Here is a 17,972-nt window from a genome sequence, read left to right on the forward strand (position 1 = left end):
CTCACCGGTGACCCGCACACCCCCGACACCCGTGCCGGCTGCCTCGAAACCCACGTGTATCTCATCTCGCCCTCGCCTCGATGCTCGGTGAGCCCCCCCCCCCCCCCCCGCGCGGGGGGGGGGGGGGGGGGGGGGGGGGGGGGGGGGGGGGGGCCGGGGGGGGGGGGGGGGGGGGGGGGGGGCCCCCCCCCCCCCGCCCCTCACCGCCCCGGCAACATCAACCCCAACGCCCCCTCCCGCACCGTCCAGGTCCGCCGCCGTACCGGTCCCCCCACCCCCGCGTCCGCCCGGTAGCGGAAATCCGCCCCGGTGACGGTCACCGTCCTGCCGGTGGTCAGCAGGGGGGAGGCCTCCGCCCCGACCGACAGCCGGCGTACCTCCACCGACGCCAGGCCGCCGCCGGAGCCCGGGGTCACCGAGACCGCCTCCAGGGGCTGGTCCAGGTCCACCAGGGTCACGCCGTCGACCTCCACCCGCAGCCGCGAGGGCCCGGGGACGGCGGGCGCGGTCTCCCTGGCGGGACGGGCCGGCACCAGGGTCCGTACGAGGGACTGGCAGGTCCGCAGCCAGGGCCGCGCGGCCTCCAGTGGCTCCTGACGCGCGGCCGGCGCGGGGATCCGCAGGGCGCCGAGGACCACCCCGTCGCTGTCGTCCACCAGCATGTCCAGGCGTCGCTCGGCCCCGTCCAGGACCGCCCGCGCGGCCGCCACCGCCCCCGTGGGCACCCCGAGGGCGTGGGCGACCGAGAGCATCGGTCCCACCGGCACCACCGACAGCACGCATTCGGCCAGCTCCCGCTGCCGGTGCAGCAGCAGCACCGCCCGCATCAGGGCACGGTCGTCACCGACCACCACCAGCCGTCGCGAGCCCCGGCGGGCCAGTGCCCGGGCGAACTCCTCGGGTCCGTCCGGCAGACTCACCTTCGTCGCCGCACCCGCGCTGAGCACGTCTTTCACGATCCGTACGGACTCGCTGTCCGTCTGCCGGGCGATCGGGTCGATGACCACCAGCAGCTGATCGGACGTCGCGGAAGTCGCCACCTCGGCCATGCCTCGCTTCCTCGGGTAGCATCTTGGTGCAAGAGCCCCTTGCGCTATTGCGCCAGGGGCTTCGTCTATTCCGGGGCATCCGGGTCCGACGGGCAGCGGCCGACGACGGCCGTGGTGCACGCGACGGAGGAACCGTACGCGTACGCCCCCGACCTTGGACATGCCCCGCCCGGAAGGGGTGTACGCGCGTGCCCGCACTTGTGCTGCTCGGTGCTCAGTGGGGTGACGAGGGCAAGGGAAAGGCGACCGACCTGCTCGGTGGCTCGGTGGACTATGTGGTGCGCTACCAGGGCGGCAACAACGCCGGCCACACGGTAGTCGTGGGCGATCAGAAGTACGCCCTCCACCTCCTCCCTTCCGGAATCCTGTCTCCGGGGTGCACCCCGGTCATCGGTAACGGTGTCGTCGTCGATCCGTCGGTCCTGTTCTCCGAGCTGAACGGACTGAACGACCGAGGCGTCGACACCTCCAAGCTCCTGATCAGCGGTAACGCCCACGTCATCACGCCGTACAACGTCACCGTCGACAAGGTGACGGAACGCTTCCTCGGAAAGCGCAAGATCGGTACGACGGGGCGCGGCATCGGACCGACCTACGCCGACAAGATCAACCGCGTGGGCATCCGCATCCAGGACCTGTACGACGAGTCGATCCTGACCCAGAAGGTCGAGGCGGCCCTCGACGGCAAGAACCAGCTCCTCACCAAGGTCTTCAACCGCCGGGCCATCGAGGTCGGCCAGGTCGTCGAGGAACTGCTGGGCTACGCGGACCGGCTCAAGCCCTACGTCGCCGACACTGTCCTGGTGCTCAACCAGGCCCTGGAGCAGGACAAGGTCGTCCTGTTCGAGGGCGGCCAGGGCACGCTCCTGGACATCGACCACGGCACGTACCCCTTCGTCACCTCCAGCAACCCCACCGCGGGCGGGGCGTGCACGGGCTCGGGCGTCGGCCCCACGAAGATCAGCCGGGTCATCGGCATCCTCAAGGCCTACACGACCCGTGTCGGCTCGGGCCCCTTCCCCACGGAACTCTTCGACGCGGACGGCGACGCGCTGCGCCGCATCGGAGGTGAGCGGGGTGTCACCACCGGCCGTGACCGTCGCTGCGGCTGGTTCGACGCGGTGATCGCCCGGTACGCGACCCGCGTCAACGGCCTCACCGACTTCTTCCTCACCAAGCTCGACGTGCTCACCGGCTGGGAACAGATCCCGGTCTGTGTCGCGTACGAGATCGACGGCGAGCGCGTCGAGGAGCTCCCGTACTCCCAGACCGACTTCCACCACGCGAAGCCGGTCTACGAGTACCTGCCGGGCTGGAGCGAGGACATCACGAAGGCCAAGACCTTCGCCGACCTCCCGAAGAACGCCCAGGACTACGTGAAGGCGCTGGAGGAGATGTCCGGCGCCCCGATCTCCGCGATCGGCGTGGGCCCGGGCCGGGACGAGACGATCGAGATCAACTCGTTCCTGTAAATCCCTTTTGTTCGCAGGCTGTTGGGCCGGTCATGGATTTCCTTGACCGGCCCATGGCTTGCTCCTGGTTCCGCGCGCGACCGGCGGGACGGGACTATCTACGCGGGTAGTTCCGTCTCCCCTCCCTCTCCCGTTCCAGGAGTCCAGCCATGCCCGTCAGTCCCCTGAACCGTCGCGCGTTCGTCAAGAAGTCGGCCGTCACCGGTGCGGCCGTGGCCGTCGCGGGGTCGGTGGGCGCGCCCGCCGCCGAGGCCGCAGAACGCGGACCGGTGGCGAAGAAGAACCGCACCTGGTCGTTCTCGATCCTCGGCACCACCGACCTGCACAGCCACGTCTTCGACTGGGACTACTACCTCGACAAGGCGTACTCCGACAGCAAGGGCAACTCCGTCGGTGTCGCCCGGGTCGCCACGCTGATCAAGCAGCAGCGCGCGGCGAAGGGCGAGGAGCACGTCCTGCTCGTCGACGCCGGCGACATCATCCAGGGCACCTCCCTCGCCTACTACTTCGCGCGCGTGCAGCCCATCACCGGCAAGGGCGCCCCGAAGCACCCGATGGCCGTCGCCATGAACCACATGCGCTACGACGCCGCCGCCCTCGGCAACCACGAGTTCAACTACGGCATCGAGGTGCTCCGGAAGTTCGAGAGCCAGTGCCGCTTCCCGCTGCTCGGCGCCAACGCCCTGGACGCGAAGACGCTCAAGCCCGCCTTCCAGCCGTACACCGTCAAGCGCATCTGCGTCCCCGGCGCCCCCGACATCAAGGTCGGCATCCTCGGCCTCACCAACCCCGGCATCGCCATCTGGGACAAGGACAACGTCAGCGGGAAGATGGTCTTCCCGGGCCTGGTCGAGCAGGCGAAGAAGTACGTGCCCCGGCTGCGCGCCCTCGGCTGTGACGTCGTCTTCCTCACCGACCACTCGGGCCTGGACGGCAGTTCCTCGTACGGCGACGAGCTCCCGTACGTCGAGAACGCCTCCAACCTCGTCGCCCAGCAGGTCCCGGGCATCGACGCGATCCTGGTCGGCCACACCCACGTCGAGGTGCCGTCGTACACCGTCAAGAACGACGAGACCGGCGAGGACGTCCTGCTGTCCGAGCCGTACTGCTGGGGCTACCGGCTCAGTGTCTTCGACTTCGAGCTGGAACTCGTGCGCGGGCAGTGGAAGGTCACCAAGAAGACCGCCCAGACCCTTAACCCCAACACGGTCGACGAGGACCCGGAGATCAAAAAGCTCCTGGAGGCCGACCACGAGCTGGTCGTGAAGTACGTCAACACGTCCGTCGGCACCTGCACCGAGGACCTCTCGGCGGCGGAGTCCTGCTGGAAGGACGTCCCGATCATGGACTTCATCCACCAGGTCCAGATGGACACCGTGAAGGCCGGCCTCTCGACGGCCGACGCCGCCCTGCCCCTCATCTCGGTCGCCGCACCCTTCTCCCGCACCGCGGACATCCCCGCGGGCAGCGTGACCATCAAGGACATCGCCGGGCTCTACATCTACGACAACACCCTCTACGGCAAGAAGCTCACCGGCGCCCAGCTCAAGGACTACCTGGAGTACGCGGCGAAGTACTACCACCAGGTGCCCGCGGGCACGGCCGTGGACACCGCGACGCTGACCAACGCCAACAGCTTCTGGGACTACATGTACGACACCGCCGCGGGCGTCTCGTACGACATCGACATCGCGGCGGCCGAGGGCTCCCGCATCAAGAACCTGTCCTACAACGGGACGCCGGTCGCCGACGACCAGGTCTTCGTCGTCGCCGTCAACAACTACCGGGCCAACGGCGGCTCGGGCTACCCGCACATCGCCGCCGCCGACATCGCCTACTCCTCCACCAACGAGATCCGCCAGCTGATGATCGACTACGTGACCTCCAAGGGCGCGCTGGACCCGAAGGACTTCGCGGTCACCAACTGGAAGCTGACGCAGGGCGGTACGGCGGTCTTCGCCTGAAGCCGGTGAAGTTTCGCCAACCGAAGCCGTGGTTCAGGCGGTGGGGCGCGGGCGGCGGCCGGAGACGCTCCGGTACGCCGCCCCGAGCGCGGCCGCGTTCACCACGGCCCCCGCGACGATCCCGGCCCAGGCCCACGCCCCCGGCAGCATCACGAACAGCAGCGAGGCCGGGGCCGTGACCAGGAACGCCCAGACCCCGGCGAGGCTCGCGTCGGCGTGCTCGACGAACAGGGCGTCCACGCCGACCCAGCCGAGGACGGCGGCCACGACGAGCAGGTAGCCGAGAGCGAGCGGGTTGAGGAAGTGGCGCGAGCGGTTCATCGGGATCCCCCTGGAAGTCTTCGTGGAGCGGTGGGCTCCGTCCGTGCTCTCCACGATGCCGGGGCCCGCCGCCCGCCGCCTGAGTAGCGGTACTCAACCTCCGCGGGGCGCGTACCCAGAACTCAGAACTCAGAACTCCTCCTGGTGTGCCCCGTTCGCCGTCCAGGGGTGCGCCGCATGATGGCGTCGACGACCTCGGAAGGGAAGCCGTGCCGCGATCCCAGCGCACTTCCCACATGGCCCGTAGCAGGGAGAAATACCGCATATAGGCATATTCTTGGACCGTGCATCCCAACCTGTCGATCAAGAGAAGGTGAGTGCGATGCGCGTACTGCTCAAGGTGTGCATGGACACGGAGAAGGCCAACGAGGCCATCAGTCACGGCACCCTGTCGAAGCTCATCGAGGCGTCGGTGGAACAGATCAAGCCCGAGGCGACCTACTTCACCGCCGAGAACGGCCGGCGCACCGCCTACATGGTCTTCGACATGCAGGACAGCTCACTGATGCCGGTGATCAGTGAGCCGTTCTTCCAGAACCTGGGTGCCGAGATCACCTACACCCCGGTGATGAACTACGAGGACGTCCAGAAGGGACTCTCCCAGCTGGGGCGCTGACCCTCAGCTGAAGATGATCATCGAGCCCTGGGCGAGACTCCGGGTCGCCGCCGCGTGCAGCCCCAGCCAGACATGACGCTCACGGGCGAAGGGACTGGGGTCGTACGGCGCGGGGACCGCCGGCTCCTCCAGTTCCGTGGGGGCGCGCGGTGGCTCGGGGGGCGCCGGCGGATTGGCCGGATCGATGCCGATCACGGGGGCCACGAACTCCAGCTCCCGCAGCATGGCCTGCGAGGAGCCCAACGGGCCGCCGCCCGCGAGGAGTTCGTCGTTGGCGAGGGGATGCGGGAAGTCGACGGGGACGTACGCGCCCGCGTGGTCGTAGTGCCAGACCAGATGGGACTGCTGGGCCGTCGTCTCGAACATCTCCAGCAACTGCTCGTAGTCACCGCCCAGTTCGTCCACGGGGGTGACCGGGAGCCCGCAGACCTGGAGCAGATAGGCGCGGCGCAGGAAGTGCAGGGCGTCGTAGTCGAAACCGGCCACCGGGGCGACCTCGCCGGACAGCCCCGGCATGTACTGGTACACCGGCACCGGCGGCAATCCGGCCTCGGCGAGCACCTTGTTGTATTGCGCGAGTTCCTCGGCGAACGGGTTGTCCGGGGTGTGGCACAACACGTCGACAAGCGGCACCAGCCACAGGTCACAGGCCAAAAGACAGCTCCTCGGATACTCGCGGTGCGCGGATATCGTCACACGGTGGTCAGGGAAGGGTAGTCGCTGGAGTCCCCGGGTGGGGCCCCTTGTGCGGGTCGTGGAAGCGGGTCGTGCTGGTCCCTTACCCGTGCGGGGGGCCGTCAGTCGGCGGTGAGGCCCTCGATGAGGGTCAGATAGTGGCCGTTGTAGGCGGTGAGGAGCTTGCGGGCGGTCGCGGTGTCCCGCTGGTACAGGGCGTCGGCGACCTCTGGGTGCGCGGACCACAGGCTGCCGCGCAGGTCGGTGAGCCGGCGCAGGTGCTGGACCGTGCACACCCAGGTCTGCACGCGCAGCCGGTGCAGGAAGTCGGCCAGATAGGGGTTGCCGAACAGGACGCTCAGCTCGCGCCAGAAGCGCAGGTCGTAGCCGATCAGCACGGTCAGGTCGCCCGCGGTGGCGGCCCGCTGGGCCTCCTCGCCGCGCCGCCGCACGCCCGCCACCGCCGCGGCGGTACGGGGTTCGTCCAGCTCCTCGAGGATGCGGTGGCCGGAGTCGAGCGCGTGGAACATGCCGTCGGTGACCAGGTTGCGGGCCTCGATCATGCCGCGGAAGTCGTCGAGGGAGTACTCGTGCACATGGAAGCCGCGGTGCTGGTCGGCCTCCAGGAGCCCCTGCGCCGACAGGTCCACGAGGGCCTCGCGGACCGGGGTCGCGGAGACGCCGTACTGCTCGGCGATCTCCTTCACCGTGAACTCCTGCCCCGGCTGGAGCCGCCCCGCCAGTACCTCGTCGCGCAGCGCGTCCGCGATCTGCTGCCGCAGGGTGCTGCGGGTGACGGCACCGTTACCGCTGCTGCCGGGCATCGTCGGGGCGCCTCCCTCGCGCAGGTGCAGATGGCGTGCTCGTACATATGTCTACGGGCACGCCACCTTACGCGTTCGAAGGAGCGCGAGTTTTACTCCGTGTACTGGTCCGCCACGCAGAGCGCGGTGTCCAGCGCCGCGAGCCCTTCCTTCAGTTCGGCCTCGCCGACGTTGCACGGCGGCACGACGTGCGTCCGGTTCATGTTGACGAACGGCCAGATGCCCTGCTTCTTCGCGGCGGCCGCGAACGCGGCCATCGGGGCGTTGGCCTCGCCCGCCGCGTTGTAGGGCACGAGCGGCTCGCGGGTCTCCTTGTTCCTCACGAGCTCGAGCGCCCAGAACATGCCCACGCCCCGCACCTCGCCGACGCTCGGGTGCCGCTCGGCGAGCTCCCGCAGCGCGGGCTCCAGGACGGCCGTACCGAGATGCTTGGCGTTGTCGACGACCCCTTCCTCCGCCATGACGTTGATCGTCGCGACGGCGGCGGCACAGGCGAGCGGGTGGCCGGAGTAGGTGAGCCCGCCGGGGTACGGCCGCTTCCCGAAGGTCTCCGCGATCGCGCCGGAGATGGCGACACCGCCGAGCGGCACGTACCCGCTGTTGACGCCCTTGGCGAAGGTCATGAGGTCGGGCGTGACGTCGAACAGGTCGGCGGCGAACCACTCACCGGTGCGCCCGAATCCGGCCATGACCTCGTCCAGGACGAAGACGATCCCGTACTTGTCGCAGATCTCGCGGACACCGGCGAGGTAGCCGGGCGGCGGGACCATGATCCCGGCGGTGCCGGGGATGGTCTCCAGGATGATCGCGGCGACGGTGGCGGGCCCCTCGAAGGCGATGGTCGTCTCCAGGTGCTCCAGCGCCCGCGCGGTCTCCTGCTCCTCGGTCTCGGCGTAGAAGCGGGACCGGTACAGGAAGGGCGCCCAGAAGTGCACGACCCCGGCGGAGGCGCTGTCGGAGGCCCAGCGCCGGGGGTCCCCGGTGAGGTTGACGGCCTGCTGCGTACCCCCGTGGTACGAGCGGTAGGCGGAGAGCACCTTGGCCCGCCCGGTGTGCAGCCGGGCCATGCGCACGGCGTGCTCCACCGCGTCCGCGCCGCCGTTGGTGAAGAAGATCTTGTCCAGGTCCCCGGGCGTCCGCTCGGCGATCAGCCGGGCCGCCTCCGACCGGGCCTCGATCGCGAAGGCGGGCGCGAAGGTGGTCATCGTCGCCGCCTGCTCCTGTATCGCGGCGACGACCTTCGGGTGTTGGTACCCGATGTTGGTGTAGACGAGCCCGCTGGTGAAGTCGAGGTAGCGGTTCCCGTCGTAGTCCCAGAAGTACGAGCCCTCCGCACCGGCGACGGCGAGCGGGTCGATGAGCTCCTGCGCGGACCAGGAGTGGAACACATGAGCACGGTCCGCGGCCTTCACGGCGGCGCCGGCCTCGGGGAGTGGCTGAGGGGTCATGCGAGTGAGCGTAAATGTCCGCGATACGGAAGCGGTATCGGCGTCCTGTCTGTGGACGGGGGCTTTCCGCGACAGGTTGTCCAGGCCGAGCGATTGACAACATGCTGTCGAAATGACAGCGTGTTGTCATGAATGGTGTAGGGAATGCGAAGCCAGTGCATCTCGCCGTCTACGACACCTGGGCCGACTGGGAGACGGGGCACGCCACCGCCTACCTCGCCCGCGCCGGACGGGAGATCCGGACCGTCGGCCCGACCCGCGAGCCGGTGACCTCGATCGGCGGCCTGCGGGTCCAGCCCGCGTGCGCCCTGGACGACGTACGCCCCTCCGACAGCTCCCTGCTGATCCTCCCGGGCGCCGATCTCTGGGACACCTCCGACGACCTCGCCCCCTTCGCCCGCAAGGCGCGCGAGTTCCTCGACGCCGGGGTTGCCGTCGCCGCGATCTGCGGGGCCACCGCGGGTCTCGCGCGCGAGGGGCTGCTCGACGACCGCGAGCACACCAGCGCCGTGTCCTTCTATCTGGCGGCCACGGGGTACGGGGGCGGCGCGCGGTACGTCGACGCGGACGCCGTGACCGACGGCGCCCTGATCACCGCCGGACCCACCGAGCCCGTCGCTTTCGCCCGGGAGATCTTCCGGCTGCTCGGGGTCTACGAGGGCGAGGTGCTGGACGCCTGGTACCGGCTGTTCCACGACTCCGACCCGCAGGCCTACGCCGTGCTGCAGGAAGCGGCCGCGCGGTGAGCCGGGAGCGCCAGGACCTGCTCAGCCGCAGCGCCCTCGGAGTGTTCCGGCTCAACGGCCAGTTCCTCGCCCTGGCCGAGGAGTTGGCGGGCCCCTCCGGGCTCACCGCCGCCTGGTGGCAGGTGCTCGGCGCGGTGCTCCGGCAGCCGCTGCCGGTCTCCGGGATCGCCCGGGAGATGGGCATCACGCGCCAGAGCGTGCAGCGGATCGCCGATCTGCTGGTGGAGCGGGGACTGGCCGAGTACCGGCCCAACCCCGCCCACCGGCGCGCCAAGCTCCTCACGCCGACCGAGGAGGGGCTGGCCGCCATGCGGCGGATCGACCCGGGTCACGCGGCCTTCGCCGACCGGTTCGCGGAGGCCTTCGGGGAAGCCGAACTCGCCGAGGCCGTGGGAGTGCTGGAGCGGCTGTCCAAGGTACTCGATCAGCTCTCGACGGACGGCGGACGGACGTAGACACTGGGACGTGTCGTGCAGTGCGAGGTCTCGGGGGAGGGCCTGCGATGGAGGAACACGGCTCCGCTGGACCAGCGGACGGCGAGGGGCGGGCCCACGCCCAGGAGCGCTCCACGCCGGGCACCTACCTGACGCCGTATCCGCCGGAGCAGGAGGCCGATCACCGCAGTCGTGCCGTCACGGCGGCGCTTCTCGCGACGGCGCTCGTGGTGGCGCTGGGCGCCGGCGGTGCGGTCTACGGCGTCCTGGCCGACGAGGGCCCCGCCGTCACACCGACGGCACCTTCGGCCTCGCCCTGACCCCGTCCCCACTCCTCACCACTCCTCACCGAGGCTCCGGCGGCCGTTGCCGGGGCATGTTCGGGCGGGTCGGTGGTCCTGGGGGGAGGGGGACGCGCCCCTGAGGACCCCCCTGGTCCTGGCGGCCCCCGGAGGTCACCGCGCCCTGGATGCCCATCGGGGTCGAGCCGTTGCGGAACTCCACGATCCAGTCGGCCGTCTCCACCCGGATCAGCTCCGTCACGTCCTCCGAGAAGCGGCGCAGCACGCCCAGGCAGCGTTCGGTGGCCTCGGCGGCCGTGCCCTCCGTGGGGCCGAGCACCTCGCGGACGCTCTCCGAGGCCCAGTCGAACTGGAGGGCAAGCAGGCGGCGCTGGACGGCCTGAGCGGTGGCCACGTCCCTTATCCAGCCGGAGGTCACACCGAAGAAGCGGTCGACGGCCACGCAGGCCACCGCGAGGAGGAGGGCGAGATAGCCCCAGGGCGCGAGTTCGGCGCCCACCACTCCGGTCAGCCCCACCAACGGCAGCACGGCCCCGGTCACCGCCCCCGCCGCGGCCCCGCCCCGCAGGGCCCGCGCACAGCGTCGTTTCCCCACCCGGTCCGCGAGATACCAGGACGTCGTCTCCAGCGCCCCGTGCTCCACCCACCGGTACAGCTCGTCGAGCCGTACGGCCGGCTCGCCCCAGTCGCCGAGCGGAAACGTCCGCCCGGCCAGATCGGCCCGTCCGTCCTGGGGCGGGCCCTCGGGCTGCATCTCCGGCTGACCCACCCGGCGCTCCCTACTGATCGGTCACCCTGCGTGACGCCTGATGCTGATGTGCGGGGATCCTTCCTACCGCCCAATGGGTGGCGAAGGGGGTGCTTTGGTTGCTTTTCCGCTCGGAAGAGGGCCTTGATCAGGTATAGGACTCCAGGTCGACTCACTCGAAAGAGTGCTGGGGCGACGGCCACGTGGAACACGTAGGCTCGTCACAGACGGAAGACCAAGGCGAAAAGCACAGGAGCTGATCGTGATCCCCGGTGGTGGCCAGCCCAACATGCAGCAGCTGCTCCAGCAGGCCCAGAAGATGCAGCAGGACCTGGCGAACGCGCAGGAGGAACTCGCCGGGACCGAGGTCGACGGCCAGGCGGGCGGCGGTCTGGTGAAGGCCACCGTCACCGGCGCCGGCGAGCTGCGCGCGCTGAAGATCGACCCGAAGGCCGTGGACCCCGAAGACACCGAGACCCTCGCCGACCTGATCGTGGCGGCGGTCCAGGCGGCCAACGAGAACGCCCAGACCCTCCAGCAGCAGAAGCTCGGCCCGCTCGCCCAGGGCCTCGGCGGCGGCAGCGGTATCCCCGGGCTGCCTTTCTAGGCGGAGGCCCGTCTTTCACGGTGCCCGTCTTTCTTTGGCGGGCATCGGCCAACTAGCGTACGTATCGCAAGGAACCCAGGAAGGACGGCAGTCCGTTGTACGAAGGCGTGGTCCAGGACCTCATCGACGAACTGGGGCGGCTGCCCGGCGTCGGTCCCAAGAGCGCGCAGCGGATCGCCTTCCACATCCTCCAGGCGGAGCCGACGGACGTACGGCGTCTCGCGCAGTGCCTGATGGAGGTCAAGGCGAAGGTCCGCTTCTGCGCGACCTGCGGCAATGTCGCGCAGGAGGAGCTGTGCAACATCTGCCGCGACCCCCGGCGCGACCTCACCGTCATCTGCGTGGTGGAGGAGCCGAAGGACGTGGTCGCGATCGAGCGCACCCGGGAGTTCCGCGGCAAGTACCACGTCCTGGGGGGCGCGATCAGCCCCATCGAGGGTGTCGGTCCGGACGACCTGCGGATACGAGAACTTCTCGCGCGGTTGGCCGACGGGACGGTCACGGAGCTCATCCTGGCCACCGACCCGAACCTGGAGGGCGAGGCCACAGCGACGTACCTCGCCCGCATGATCAAGCCCATGGGCCTCAAGGTCACCCGCCTGGCCAGCGGCCTCCCGGTGGGTGGCGACCTGGAATACGCGGACGAGGTGACCCTCGGCCGCGCCTTCGAGGGGAGACGACTCCTAGATGTCTGACGCCACACTGCACGCTGCCCAGGACCCCGACGACTTCGCGGTCCAGATCGCCGACCAGGTCGAGAGCTTCCTGGTGGCCGTCATGGAGGTGGCCAAGGGCGACGAACCCGACTCGGCCGTCCCCTTCCTCCTTCTGGAGGTCTCCCAGCTCATGCTGGCCGGCGGCCGCCTGGGCGCCCACGAGGACATCGTCCCCGACGAGCGCTACGAGCCCGACACGGGCCCGGACGCCGATGTGGACGACCTGCGCGAGAACCTGGCCCGGCTGCTGGAGCCGATCGACGTCTACTCCGAGGTCTTCGACCCCTACGAGCCCCGCAAGGCGCCGGTGCCGGCCCGGATCTCCGACGACCTGACCGACGTCATCACCGACCTGCGCCACGGCATGGCCCACTACCGCGCGGGCCGCACCTCGGAGGCGCTGTGGTGGTGGCAGTTCTCGTACTTCTCCAACTGGGGCTCCACGGCGTCCGCGACCCTGCGCGCCCTCCAGTCGATCGTGGCCCACGTCCGCCTGAACCAGCCCCTGGCGGAACTGGACGGCCTCGACACCGACCAGTCGATCGGCGACGAGACGCTGGAGTTCGAGGCGGGCAAGGTGATGGTGGAGGAGATCGCGGGCCCGCTGGGGCTGCAGTCCCCGAAGTAGCTCCTCGCAGCTCCTCGTAGCTCCTGTGTGACACGAGTCATACGAGCCGGCTTCACGAACGGCGTGATACGCGGGCACTGGGGTGGTCTCACCACAAACGGCCACACCAGGCCCGCGCCCCCGCCGACTTGGAGCTCCTCATGCACGTGACCCTCCAGCAGCCGACAGGCGCCCGTCTGATCACGGCCGCGGACCAGGAGCTCGCGGTCCCCGCGACCCTGCGCTACACCTCCGCCGAACCACCGGCCGTGCACATCGACTTCCCGCCCCACGTCACGGTCGACGGCGAGGCCACGACGTGGACGTTCGCCAGGACGCTGCTGGGGGAGGGGCTGCGAGGTCCGGCCGGCCTCGGCAACGTCCGTGTCCGCCCGGCCGGTCCGGCCCACACCTCCGTGGAATTCCACGCCCCGCAGGGCGTTGCCGTCCTCAGATTCCCCACCGCGGACCTGACCCGCTTCCTGGCCCGCACGTACACGGTCGTCGCCCCGGACGAGGAGACGGTGGGCGCGGAACTGGACCACGGGCTGGTGGCGTTGTTCGGGGGGCGGGTGTGATCGGCGTCGGCGCCCGGGGCCCGCTGTCCGCCCCGCACGCGTACGCCCTCGGCCGCCAGTTGCGTAAGGTCCGCGAGGAACAGGGCCTCACGCGGGGGCAGGTGGCCGTCGCGGCGGACCTCTTCCCGGCGTGGGTCACGCAGATGGAGGGCGGCGAGATCCACGACCTGCAGACCCTGCGTGAGTACGCCCGTGCGCTGGGCGCCCGGATCAGGGGGACGCGGGCCGCGCGGGTGCAGCGTTCGTGACCACGCAGGTCAGGAGCCCGGCGTCGACAAACGGGGCAGTCGGCGTCGGCTCGCTGTACCAGCGCAGGGGCCAGGTGTTCCCGTCCAGCGCGGGAACCCCGACGTACGTGACAGCACGTGAGTCCCGCTCCCCGAAGCGCTGTACGCCGAGCGGCCAGCGGTGCCTGCGCACTTCGCCCGGCGCCAGCAGGAAGTACATCCACCGGTGCCCGGTCACCTCGCACACGATGGGCCCCGCGTCTCCGTCGGCGGCCTCGATGAGCTGAGCCGCGGCCAGCTCCCCGCGTACCCCCTCGATCCGCACGGCGTCGAAGTGCACGCCCGCGAGCCGGAGTTGGTGACCCGAGGCGGGGACCCAGTCGAAGGGGTCGATTGCGTTCGTCATGGTCACACGGTGACGCTCGTCCGCTACGCTCGGTAGTGACTGAGGTGATACACGCCGGGCTGTATCGGTCGGAGGTGCGCTCTGTGTCCCAGACGCCGGTGAACTGGCGCTACGGCGGCAACCAGATGAAGCGGTGGCGCATGAAAGCCAACGTGAGCCGCGAGGAACTGGCTGCCGCCTCCAACTACTCCCCGGACACCATCAAGTCCATGGAGCAGGGCGTACGGATGCCGACGCCGCGCGTGCTGGACGTGGCCGACGAGTTGTGCCGGGCGGAGGGGTTGCTGAGCGCGGCCAAGGAGTACTTGCAGCGGGAGAGGTTTCCGGCGCGGGCGCAGGACTTCATGGAGCGGGAGAAGGAAGCGATCAGTCTCTGGTGGTACGAGACCCTGTACATTCCTGGCTTGTTGCAGACGAAGGGGTACGCGAAGGCTCTCATCGAGAACCACGTCCCGCCCTTGGACGGGGAGACGGCTGAGGAACGTATCGCGGCACGCATGGAGCGGCAGGCGATCCTCACTGAGCGCAAGCCTCCGGTGGCCCTGAGCTTCGTCCTCTACGAGGCAGTGCTGCGTGCTCCCCAGGCGGACGTGGAACAACTGCACTGCCTGCTGGAGGTGTCTCGCCTCTGGAACGTCGTGGTGCAGGTGCTCCCCTTCGAACGAGCCGTCGCAGCATCGCTCATGGGACCTGTGGTGCTGCTGGAGACCCGCGACCACGAGCGGTTCGTCTATGCGGAGGGGCAGTTGGGGAGTGAGCTGTCCGCCGCCCCGGAGGCTGTGAGCCGGGCAAACGAGCGACTTAGCATGATCCGCGCACAGGCTCTCAGTCCCGGAGAGTCGGCCCGTTTCATCGAGCGGATGGTGGACCAGTCATGAGTGAGCAGTTGAAGTGGTTCAAGTCGAGCTACAGCGACTCCGAGGGCGGCGCCTGTCTCGAAGCTGCGTTCGCTACCCGCGTCCACATCCGTGACTCCAAGCTCCCCGTGAGCCCCGAGCTGGCCCTCTCCGCCCCCGCATGGAAGGCGTTCATCTCCGCAGTTCAGCCCGGAGCTTGAGCCTCGGGTTCCGAGCTCCTCCATGGGGTTTTCCGGGTTCTGGTCTGGCTGAAAATCCAACCCAACCAACCAAGCCTGTAAGGGAGTTGAGGCGTCGTAACTCGAATGGGTGACGTTCCGTGATCGGCTTGCGTCGGAAAGTAAAACCGCTCTAGGTTCGCGGCAACCAAGCAAATAGTTCGGCCCCGGTCGGTGCGCCAACACCGGCTCCGGGGCCTGACCTACAGATCGAAGGACACTCGATCGTGGCTTACGCCCAGCCTAGTGCCGCCCTGCCGTCCCCGTCCCACCCCATGGCCAAAACGGGTTACGGAAAACGCTCCGCCGGTGACGAAGACCCGCACGCGGACCCGGACTTCGCACACCTGAGCCCGCGAGACGCCGACGTCGCCGTCTTCATCGACCACCTCGACGACGGCCACGCGATGGGCCACAAGGTGCTGGCCGCGGAACACCCCCGCTACGGCCAGCAGGCGATGCGGTCGTCGTTGAACCGCCTCACCGAAGCCGGCCACCTGCGCTGGATCAAGGAACACATCACCGTCGAGGACAACTCCATGCGGTGGGTGACCCGTACGTACTGGTCGCGTACGCGCAGGTCGCCGGAGTGGTGGGCGGAGTTCGCGCGTGAGCGGCACGGCAGGGACGTGACGCAGGACTACCGGCCGGGCCTCGCCCGTGTCGAGGGCCCGGCGCCGCAGCCGACTCCCGACGTCGCACAGGACGAGCGGGCTGTTGACGAGCCCAGCGTCGCGTACCGCACTCTCGTGGGACTCCGTGCCGCCGACCCCCGTATGCCCCTGTCCGAGGCCGACTGCCGATCCCTGGAACCCCTCGCCGAGGAGTGGCTGTCCCGTGGCGCGACGCCGAACGGCATCACCCGAGCCCTGACCGACGGGCTCCCACCCACTGTCAGCAACCCGGGCGGATTCGCCCGCAAACGACTGGAGGCCAAGATGCCCCCACAGCACACCGACACCGACACCGCTCCGGCTGAGACCCGCCCTCTCCGTGGTCGTGTCACCCGCGTGATCATGGCTTGCGCCACCTGCGACCAGGACGAACGCACCGTGAAGATCGACCGGGGCATCTGCGAGGACTGCCGCAAGGAGGAGGCGGAGAACCCGACGAGCGACGAGGACATCGTGAAGGGCTTCGAGGAGATCGCCCACCTGGGCATCACGTCGGCCTACTACCTCAAGCGGAAGCTGGAGCGGAAGACGGGCGGCCCCGTGCCCGACACGTTCCGCCCCGTGCCCATCGAGGACCTCGTCTTCTACCACTTCCGCGACAACCGCGACCGCATCGCGAACGGGCTGCCCCCGAGGCGTTGGAACTGGTGACGCCGATGTCCCTGGATTACATTCGTAATATGGCGGAGAAGGTGAAGTTCAGCGTGAGTCTCGGTGCTGAGCTCGGCGAGGCGCTGCGGCAGCATGCCGAGGCCGAGGACGAGCAGATCTCCACGGTGGTCAGCCGGGCGCTGGAGGCCTATCTGGGCCATCGGAAGCGGATGCGCGACGGACGGGAGGCCATGGTCGAGTACCAGGAGCAGTACGGCATGTTCACCGAGGAAGAGCGTGCCAGGGCAAGGGCCCGGGTGGCCGACCTCATGGGGTGGGGCGAGAGCGGTACCACCGGGGCGCGGTCCGCGTGAGCCATGTCGTGTACGACGCGGGTGCCCTGCTCGCCGCTGCCAAGAACGACCGGAACTTCCTCGCGCAGCACGACGAGTTCCTTGCCGCTGACATTCGGCCGATCGTTCCGACGGGCGTGCTGGGCCAGTGCTGGGACACCCGTCCCAGGGCTGCGAACCTGCACAGGGTGCTGCGTCCCTGCCTCGTCCTGCCGCTGACCGAGACCATCGCGAAAGCGGCGGCGCTTCTGTGTCAGGAGAACGGCACGGCGGACGTGATCGATGCCACCGTCGTGCTTGCCTCTCTCATGCACGACGATGCCCTGATCCTCACGGACGACCTGGAGGATATCGGGGCCCTCGCCGCGAGCGCCAACCGCAAGCGCATCCGCGTCGAGCGGCCATGACGAGCAGCCGTCGTCCGCAGATGCCTCTTGAGGACTTCGAGGAGCTCGCTCGCCGGGCGCCGGAGACGGTGTGGCTGGAGTTCGTCGAAGGCCGGGTGAACATCACCCTGGACACCTAGCCCCTCAAGGAGTTCGGAGTGATCACAGGCCCCACAGGCCCCACAGGCCCTTCCCCACGGCCGTGATCCCGACCGCCAGGGCCAGTGAGAGCACCAGCACGCGGGCTCGCTTCTCCGGTATCCGGGAGGCGAGCCCCCTGCCGATCAGGCCGCCCGCCCCCGTCGCCGCGATCACCAGGGCCCACTGCACCCGGTTCAGCCCCGGCACCCCGTTCGACGCCACCGAGAAGGCGTTCACAATGACGCCGTAGAACATCGCGTTCGGGACGAACTCCCGTACCGTCCAGCCCGCGTTGACGGCGTAGAGGGAGAAGGGTGGGCCGCCCACTCCCGCCGCGGAGTCCATGAAGCCACCCGCCGCGCCCGCCCCGCATGACGAGCAGTACCGCCACCGTCACCAGGCCGCCCATTACCAACAGCGGCCAACGCTGGGGGAGTTGGTGGGTCAGCCAGGTGCCCGCCGGGACCGTGCAGGCCGCTGCCAGGCAGAAGGGGAGCATCGCGCGGGGGCGTACCAGCCGCCATCCGCAGGCCAGGCCGACCAGGCCGACCAGGCAGGGACCAGCGCCGTACGGAGACCAGCGCGAAGTCCATCCCGGTGAGCCACTGCACGCAGGAACCCAGCAGCAGTATGGCCGTCAGCAGCACGTCGCCCGTCACGGGCATGGTGTACCCCACTACACCCCGGTCCGGGAGCGCAGCCCCTCGTGACGGACCCCGCGGAACGGGATCGTTGATCTCGCCAGGTCAACCACCCCGTAGCGAAGGAAAACCGCCATGAAGGCCCTGCTCTCCTCCACCCCCGTCCTGTGGTTCCTCTTCCTGTTCAACCTCGCCGTCGCCGCGGTCGCGCCGTTCCTCGTGGACGGGGTCCAGGGCGTCATGACCGCCGTCGGGATGGGCGTGGTGTCGCTCGGCGCCGGGGTCGGGCTGCTGCGCGGACAGCGACCGGGCGGGCACCGTGCGTGAGTTGGACGTTTACTGTCTCCGCCCTGTACCTGGGCTGCACGGGC

General features: G+C 69.5%; 25 protein-coding genes and 1 pseudogene. 18 read left to right on the forward strand and 8 right to left on the reverse strand.

Features of this window, described 5'->3' with window-relative positions:
* Positions 1-200 precede the first annotated feature (200 nt).
* Positions 201-1,049: a diacylglycerol kinase family protein gene (locus ACIRP7_RS44065; RefSeq protein ID WP_403672215.1), complete on the reverse strand. Its 849-nt coding sequence runs from the start codon at positions 1,047-1,049 to the stop codon at positions 201-203.
* Between the two features lie 188 nt (positions 1,050-1,237).
* On the opposite strand from ACIRP7_RS44065, the gene ACIRP7_RS44070 reads away from it, so the two are divergent.
* On the forward strand, positions 1,238-2,521 hold the full coding sequence (locus tag ACIRP7_RS44070) for an adenylosuccinate synthase (protein ID WP_403672218.1): 1,284 nt from the start codon (positions 1,238-1,240) through the stop codon (positions 2,519-2,521).
* Positions 2,522-2,670: 149 nt separating this feature from the next.
* Entirely contained in the window at positions 2,671-4,485 is a 1,815-nt protein-coding gene (locus tag ACIRP7_RS44075) for a bifunctional metallophosphatase/5'-nucleotidase (RefSeq protein ID WP_403672220.1), read from the forward strand.
* A gap of 33 nt (positions 4,486-4,518) precedes the next feature.
* Here ACIRP7_RS44075 and ACIRP7_RS44080 read toward each other — a convergent pair whose 3' ends face one another.
* Complete coding sequence (locus ACIRP7_RS44080) at positions 4,519-4,806, reverse strand: SCO4225 family membrane protein (RefSeq protein ID WP_403672223.1); 288 nt, start codon at positions 4,804-4,806, stop codon at positions 4,519-4,521.
* 322 nt (positions 4,807-5,128) lie between these two features.
* On the opposite strand from ACIRP7_RS44080, the gene ACIRP7_RS44085 reads away from it, so the two are divergent.
* On the forward strand, positions 5,129-5,422 hold the full coding sequence (locus tag ACIRP7_RS44085) for a hypothetical protein (RefSeq protein ID WP_403672226.1): 294 nt from the start codon (positions 5,129-5,131) through the stop codon (positions 5,420-5,422).
* Positions 5,423-5,425: 3 nt separating this feature from the next.
* Here the strand turns inward: ACIRP7_RS44085 and ACIRP7_RS44090 are convergent, their stop codons facing one another.
* From ACIRP7_RS44090 to ACIRP7_RS44100, 3 genes are all read right to left on the reverse strand, one after another.
* Positions 5,426-6,076, reverse strand: coding sequence for a hypothetical protein (locus ACIRP7_RS44090; protein ID WP_403672229.1), 651 nt, complete (start codon positions 6,074-6,076; stop codon positions 5,426-5,428).
* A gap of 143 nt (positions 6,077-6,219) precedes the next feature.
* A complete protein-coding gene (locus tag ACIRP7_RS44095) occupies positions 6,220-6,921 on the reverse strand; it encodes a GntR family transcriptional regulator (protein WP_403672232.1) in 702 nt (233 codons plus the stop codon).
* Between the two features lie 92 nt (positions 6,922-7,013).
* Positions 7,014-8,369, reverse strand: coding sequence for an aspartate aminotransferase family protein (locus ACIRP7_RS44100; RefSeq protein ID WP_403672235.1), 1,356 nt, complete (start codon positions 8,367-8,369; stop codon positions 7,014-7,016).
* 128 nt (positions 8,370-8,497) lie between these two features.
* Here ACIRP7_RS44100 and ACIRP7_RS44105 point away from each other — a divergent pair, with 128 nt between their 5' ends.
* From ACIRP7_RS44105 to ACIRP7_RS44115, 3 genes are read left to right on the forward strand one after another with little or no spacing between them, the layout of a single operon-like run.
* A complete protein-coding gene (locus ACIRP7_RS44105; protein ID WP_403672238.1) occupies positions 8,498-9,115 on the forward strand; it encodes a type 1 glutamine amidotransferase family protein in 618 nt (205 codons plus the stop codon).
* Positions 9,112-9,570, forward strand: a complete 459-nt coding sequence (locus ACIRP7_RS44110) for a MarR family winged helix-turn-helix transcriptional regulator (protein ID WP_403672241.1) — start codon at positions 9,112-9,114, stop codon at positions 9,568-9,570. Before ACIRP7_RS44105 ends, ACIRP7_RS44110 begins: the two co-directional genes overlap by 4 nt.
* Before the next feature lie 47 nt (positions 9,571-9,617).
* Positions 9,618-9,869 (forward strand): hypothetical protein, encoded by a 252-nt coding sequence (locus tag ACIRP7_RS44115; RefSeq protein ID WP_403672244.1) that lies wholly within the window; start codon positions 9,618-9,620, stop codon positions 9,867-9,869.
* Positions 9,870-9,894: 25 nt separating this feature from the next.
* Here the strand turns inward: ACIRP7_RS44115 and ACIRP7_RS44120 are convergent, their stop codons facing one another.
* Complete coding sequence (locus ACIRP7_RS44120) at positions 9,895-10,620, reverse strand: SLATT domain-containing protein (protein ID WP_403672247.1); 726 nt, start codon at positions 10,618-10,620, stop codon at positions 9,895-9,897.
* Positions 10,621-10,861: 241 nt separating this feature from the next.
* Between ACIRP7_RS44120 and ACIRP7_RS44125 the strand changes: the two genes are divergently transcribed.
* The 5 genes from ACIRP7_RS44125 to ACIRP7_RS44145 all read left to right on the forward strand — a co-directional run bounded on the left by ACIRP7_RS44125 (position 10,862) and on the right by ACIRP7_RS44145 (position 13,355).
* Complete coding sequence (locus tag ACIRP7_RS44125) at positions 10,862-11,206, forward strand: YbaB/EbfC family nucleoid-associated protein (protein WP_355749223.1); 345 nt, start codon at positions 10,862-10,864, stop codon at positions 11,204-11,206.
* Positions 11,207-11,301: 95 nt separating this feature from the next.
* Positions 11,302-11,901, forward strand: a complete 600-nt coding sequence (recR, locus tag ACIRP7_RS44130) for a recombination mediator RecR (RefSeq protein WP_351419838.1) — start codon at positions 11,302-11,304, stop codon at positions 11,899-11,901.
* On the forward strand, positions 11,894-12,550 hold the full coding sequence (locus ACIRP7_RS44135) for a DUF5063 domain-containing protein (RefSeq protein WP_403672250.1): 657 nt from the start codon (positions 11,894-11,896) through the stop codon (positions 12,548-12,550). The genes recR and ACIRP7_RS44135 overlap by 8 nt, the downstream gene beginning before the upstream one ends.
* Positions 12,551-12,690: 140 nt before the next feature.
* Positions 12,691-13,107, forward strand: coding sequence for an SsgA family sporulation/cell division regulator (locus ACIRP7_RS44140; protein WP_403672253.1), 417 nt, complete (start codon positions 12,691-12,693; stop codon positions 13,105-13,107).
* Complete coding sequence (locus ACIRP7_RS44145; protein ID WP_403672256.1) at positions 13,104-13,355, forward strand: helix-turn-helix domain-containing protein; 252 nt, start codon at positions 13,104-13,106, stop codon at positions 13,353-13,355. Before ACIRP7_RS44140 ends, ACIRP7_RS44145 begins: the two co-directional genes overlap by 4 nt.
* Here ACIRP7_RS44145 and ACIRP7_RS44150 read toward each other — a convergent pair.
* Positions 13,318-13,746, reverse strand: a complete 429-nt coding sequence (locus tag ACIRP7_RS44150; RefSeq protein ID WP_403672259.1) for a hypothetical protein — start codon at positions 13,744-13,746, stop codon at positions 13,318-13,320. The genes ACIRP7_RS44145 and ACIRP7_RS44150 overlap by 38 nt on opposite strands.
* A gap of 119 nt (positions 13,747-13,865) precedes the next feature.
* Here ACIRP7_RS44150 and ACIRP7_RS44155 point away from each other — a divergent pair, with 119 nt between their 5' ends.
* The 6 genes from ACIRP7_RS44155 to ACIRP7_RS44180 all read left to right on the forward strand — a co-directional run bounded on the left by ACIRP7_RS44155 (position 13,866) and on the right by ACIRP7_RS44180 (position 16,959).
* The gene (locus ACIRP7_RS44155) at positions 13,866-14,618 is read left to right on the forward strand and encodes a helix-turn-helix transcriptional regulator (RefSeq protein WP_403672296.1); all 753 of its coding nucleotides are present in this window, start codon (positions 13,866-13,868) and stop codon (positions 14,616-14,618) included.
* Positions 14,615-14,797, forward strand: coding sequence for a DUF397 domain-containing protein (locus ACIRP7_RS44160; protein WP_403672262.1), 183 nt, complete (start codon positions 14,615-14,617; stop codon positions 14,795-14,797). Before ACIRP7_RS44155 ends, ACIRP7_RS44160 begins: the two co-directional genes overlap by 4 nt.
* A 293-nt stretch (positions 14,798-15,090) precedes the next feature.
* Entirely contained in the window at positions 15,091-16,140 is a 1,050-nt protein-coding gene (locus ACIRP7_RS44165; RefSeq protein ID WP_403672299.1) for a hypothetical protein, read from the forward strand.
* A gap of 29 nt (positions 16,141-16,169) precedes the next feature.
* Positions 16,170-16,454 (forward strand): hypothetical protein, encoded by a 285-nt coding sequence (locus tag ACIRP7_RS44170; RefSeq protein WP_403672265.1) that lies wholly within the window; start codon positions 16,170-16,172, stop codon positions 16,452-16,454.
* Positions 16,451-16,840 (forward strand): twitching motility protein PilT, encoded by a 390-nt coding sequence (locus tag ACIRP7_RS44175; RefSeq protein WP_403672268.1) that lies wholly within the window; start codon positions 16,451-16,453, stop codon positions 16,838-16,840. Before ACIRP7_RS44170 ends, ACIRP7_RS44175 begins: the two co-directional genes overlap by 4 nt.
* The gene (locus ACIRP7_RS44180; RefSeq protein WP_403672271.1) at positions 16,837-16,959 is read left to right on the forward strand and encodes a hypothetical protein; all 123 of its coding nucleotides are present in this window, start codon (positions 16,837-16,839) and stop codon (positions 16,957-16,959) included. Before ACIRP7_RS44175 ends, ACIRP7_RS44180 begins: the two co-directional genes overlap by 4 nt.
* Positions 16,960-16,981: 22 nt before the next feature.
* On the opposite strand, the pseudogene ACIRP7_RS44185 reads toward ACIRP7_RS44180, so the two are convergent.
* Positions 16,982-17,625, reverse strand: a pseudogene (locus tag ACIRP7_RS44185) (TSUP family transporter).
* A 111-nt stretch (positions 17,626-17,736) separates the two neighbouring features.
* On the opposite strand from ACIRP7_RS44185, the gene ACIRP7_RS44190 reads away from it, so the two are divergent.
* Positions 17,737-17,928: a hypothetical protein gene (locus ACIRP7_RS44190; protein WP_403672274.1), complete on the forward strand. Its 192-nt coding sequence runs from the start codon at positions 17,737-17,739 to the stop codon at positions 17,926-17,928.
* Positions 17,929-17,972 lie beyond the last annotated feature (44 nt).

It is taken from the genome of Streptomyces sp. NPDC102270, assembly GCF_044766405.1.
In the GTDB taxonomy this organism is placed as follows: Bacteria; Actinomycetota; Actinomycetes; order Streptomycetales; family Streptomycetaceae; genus Streptomyces.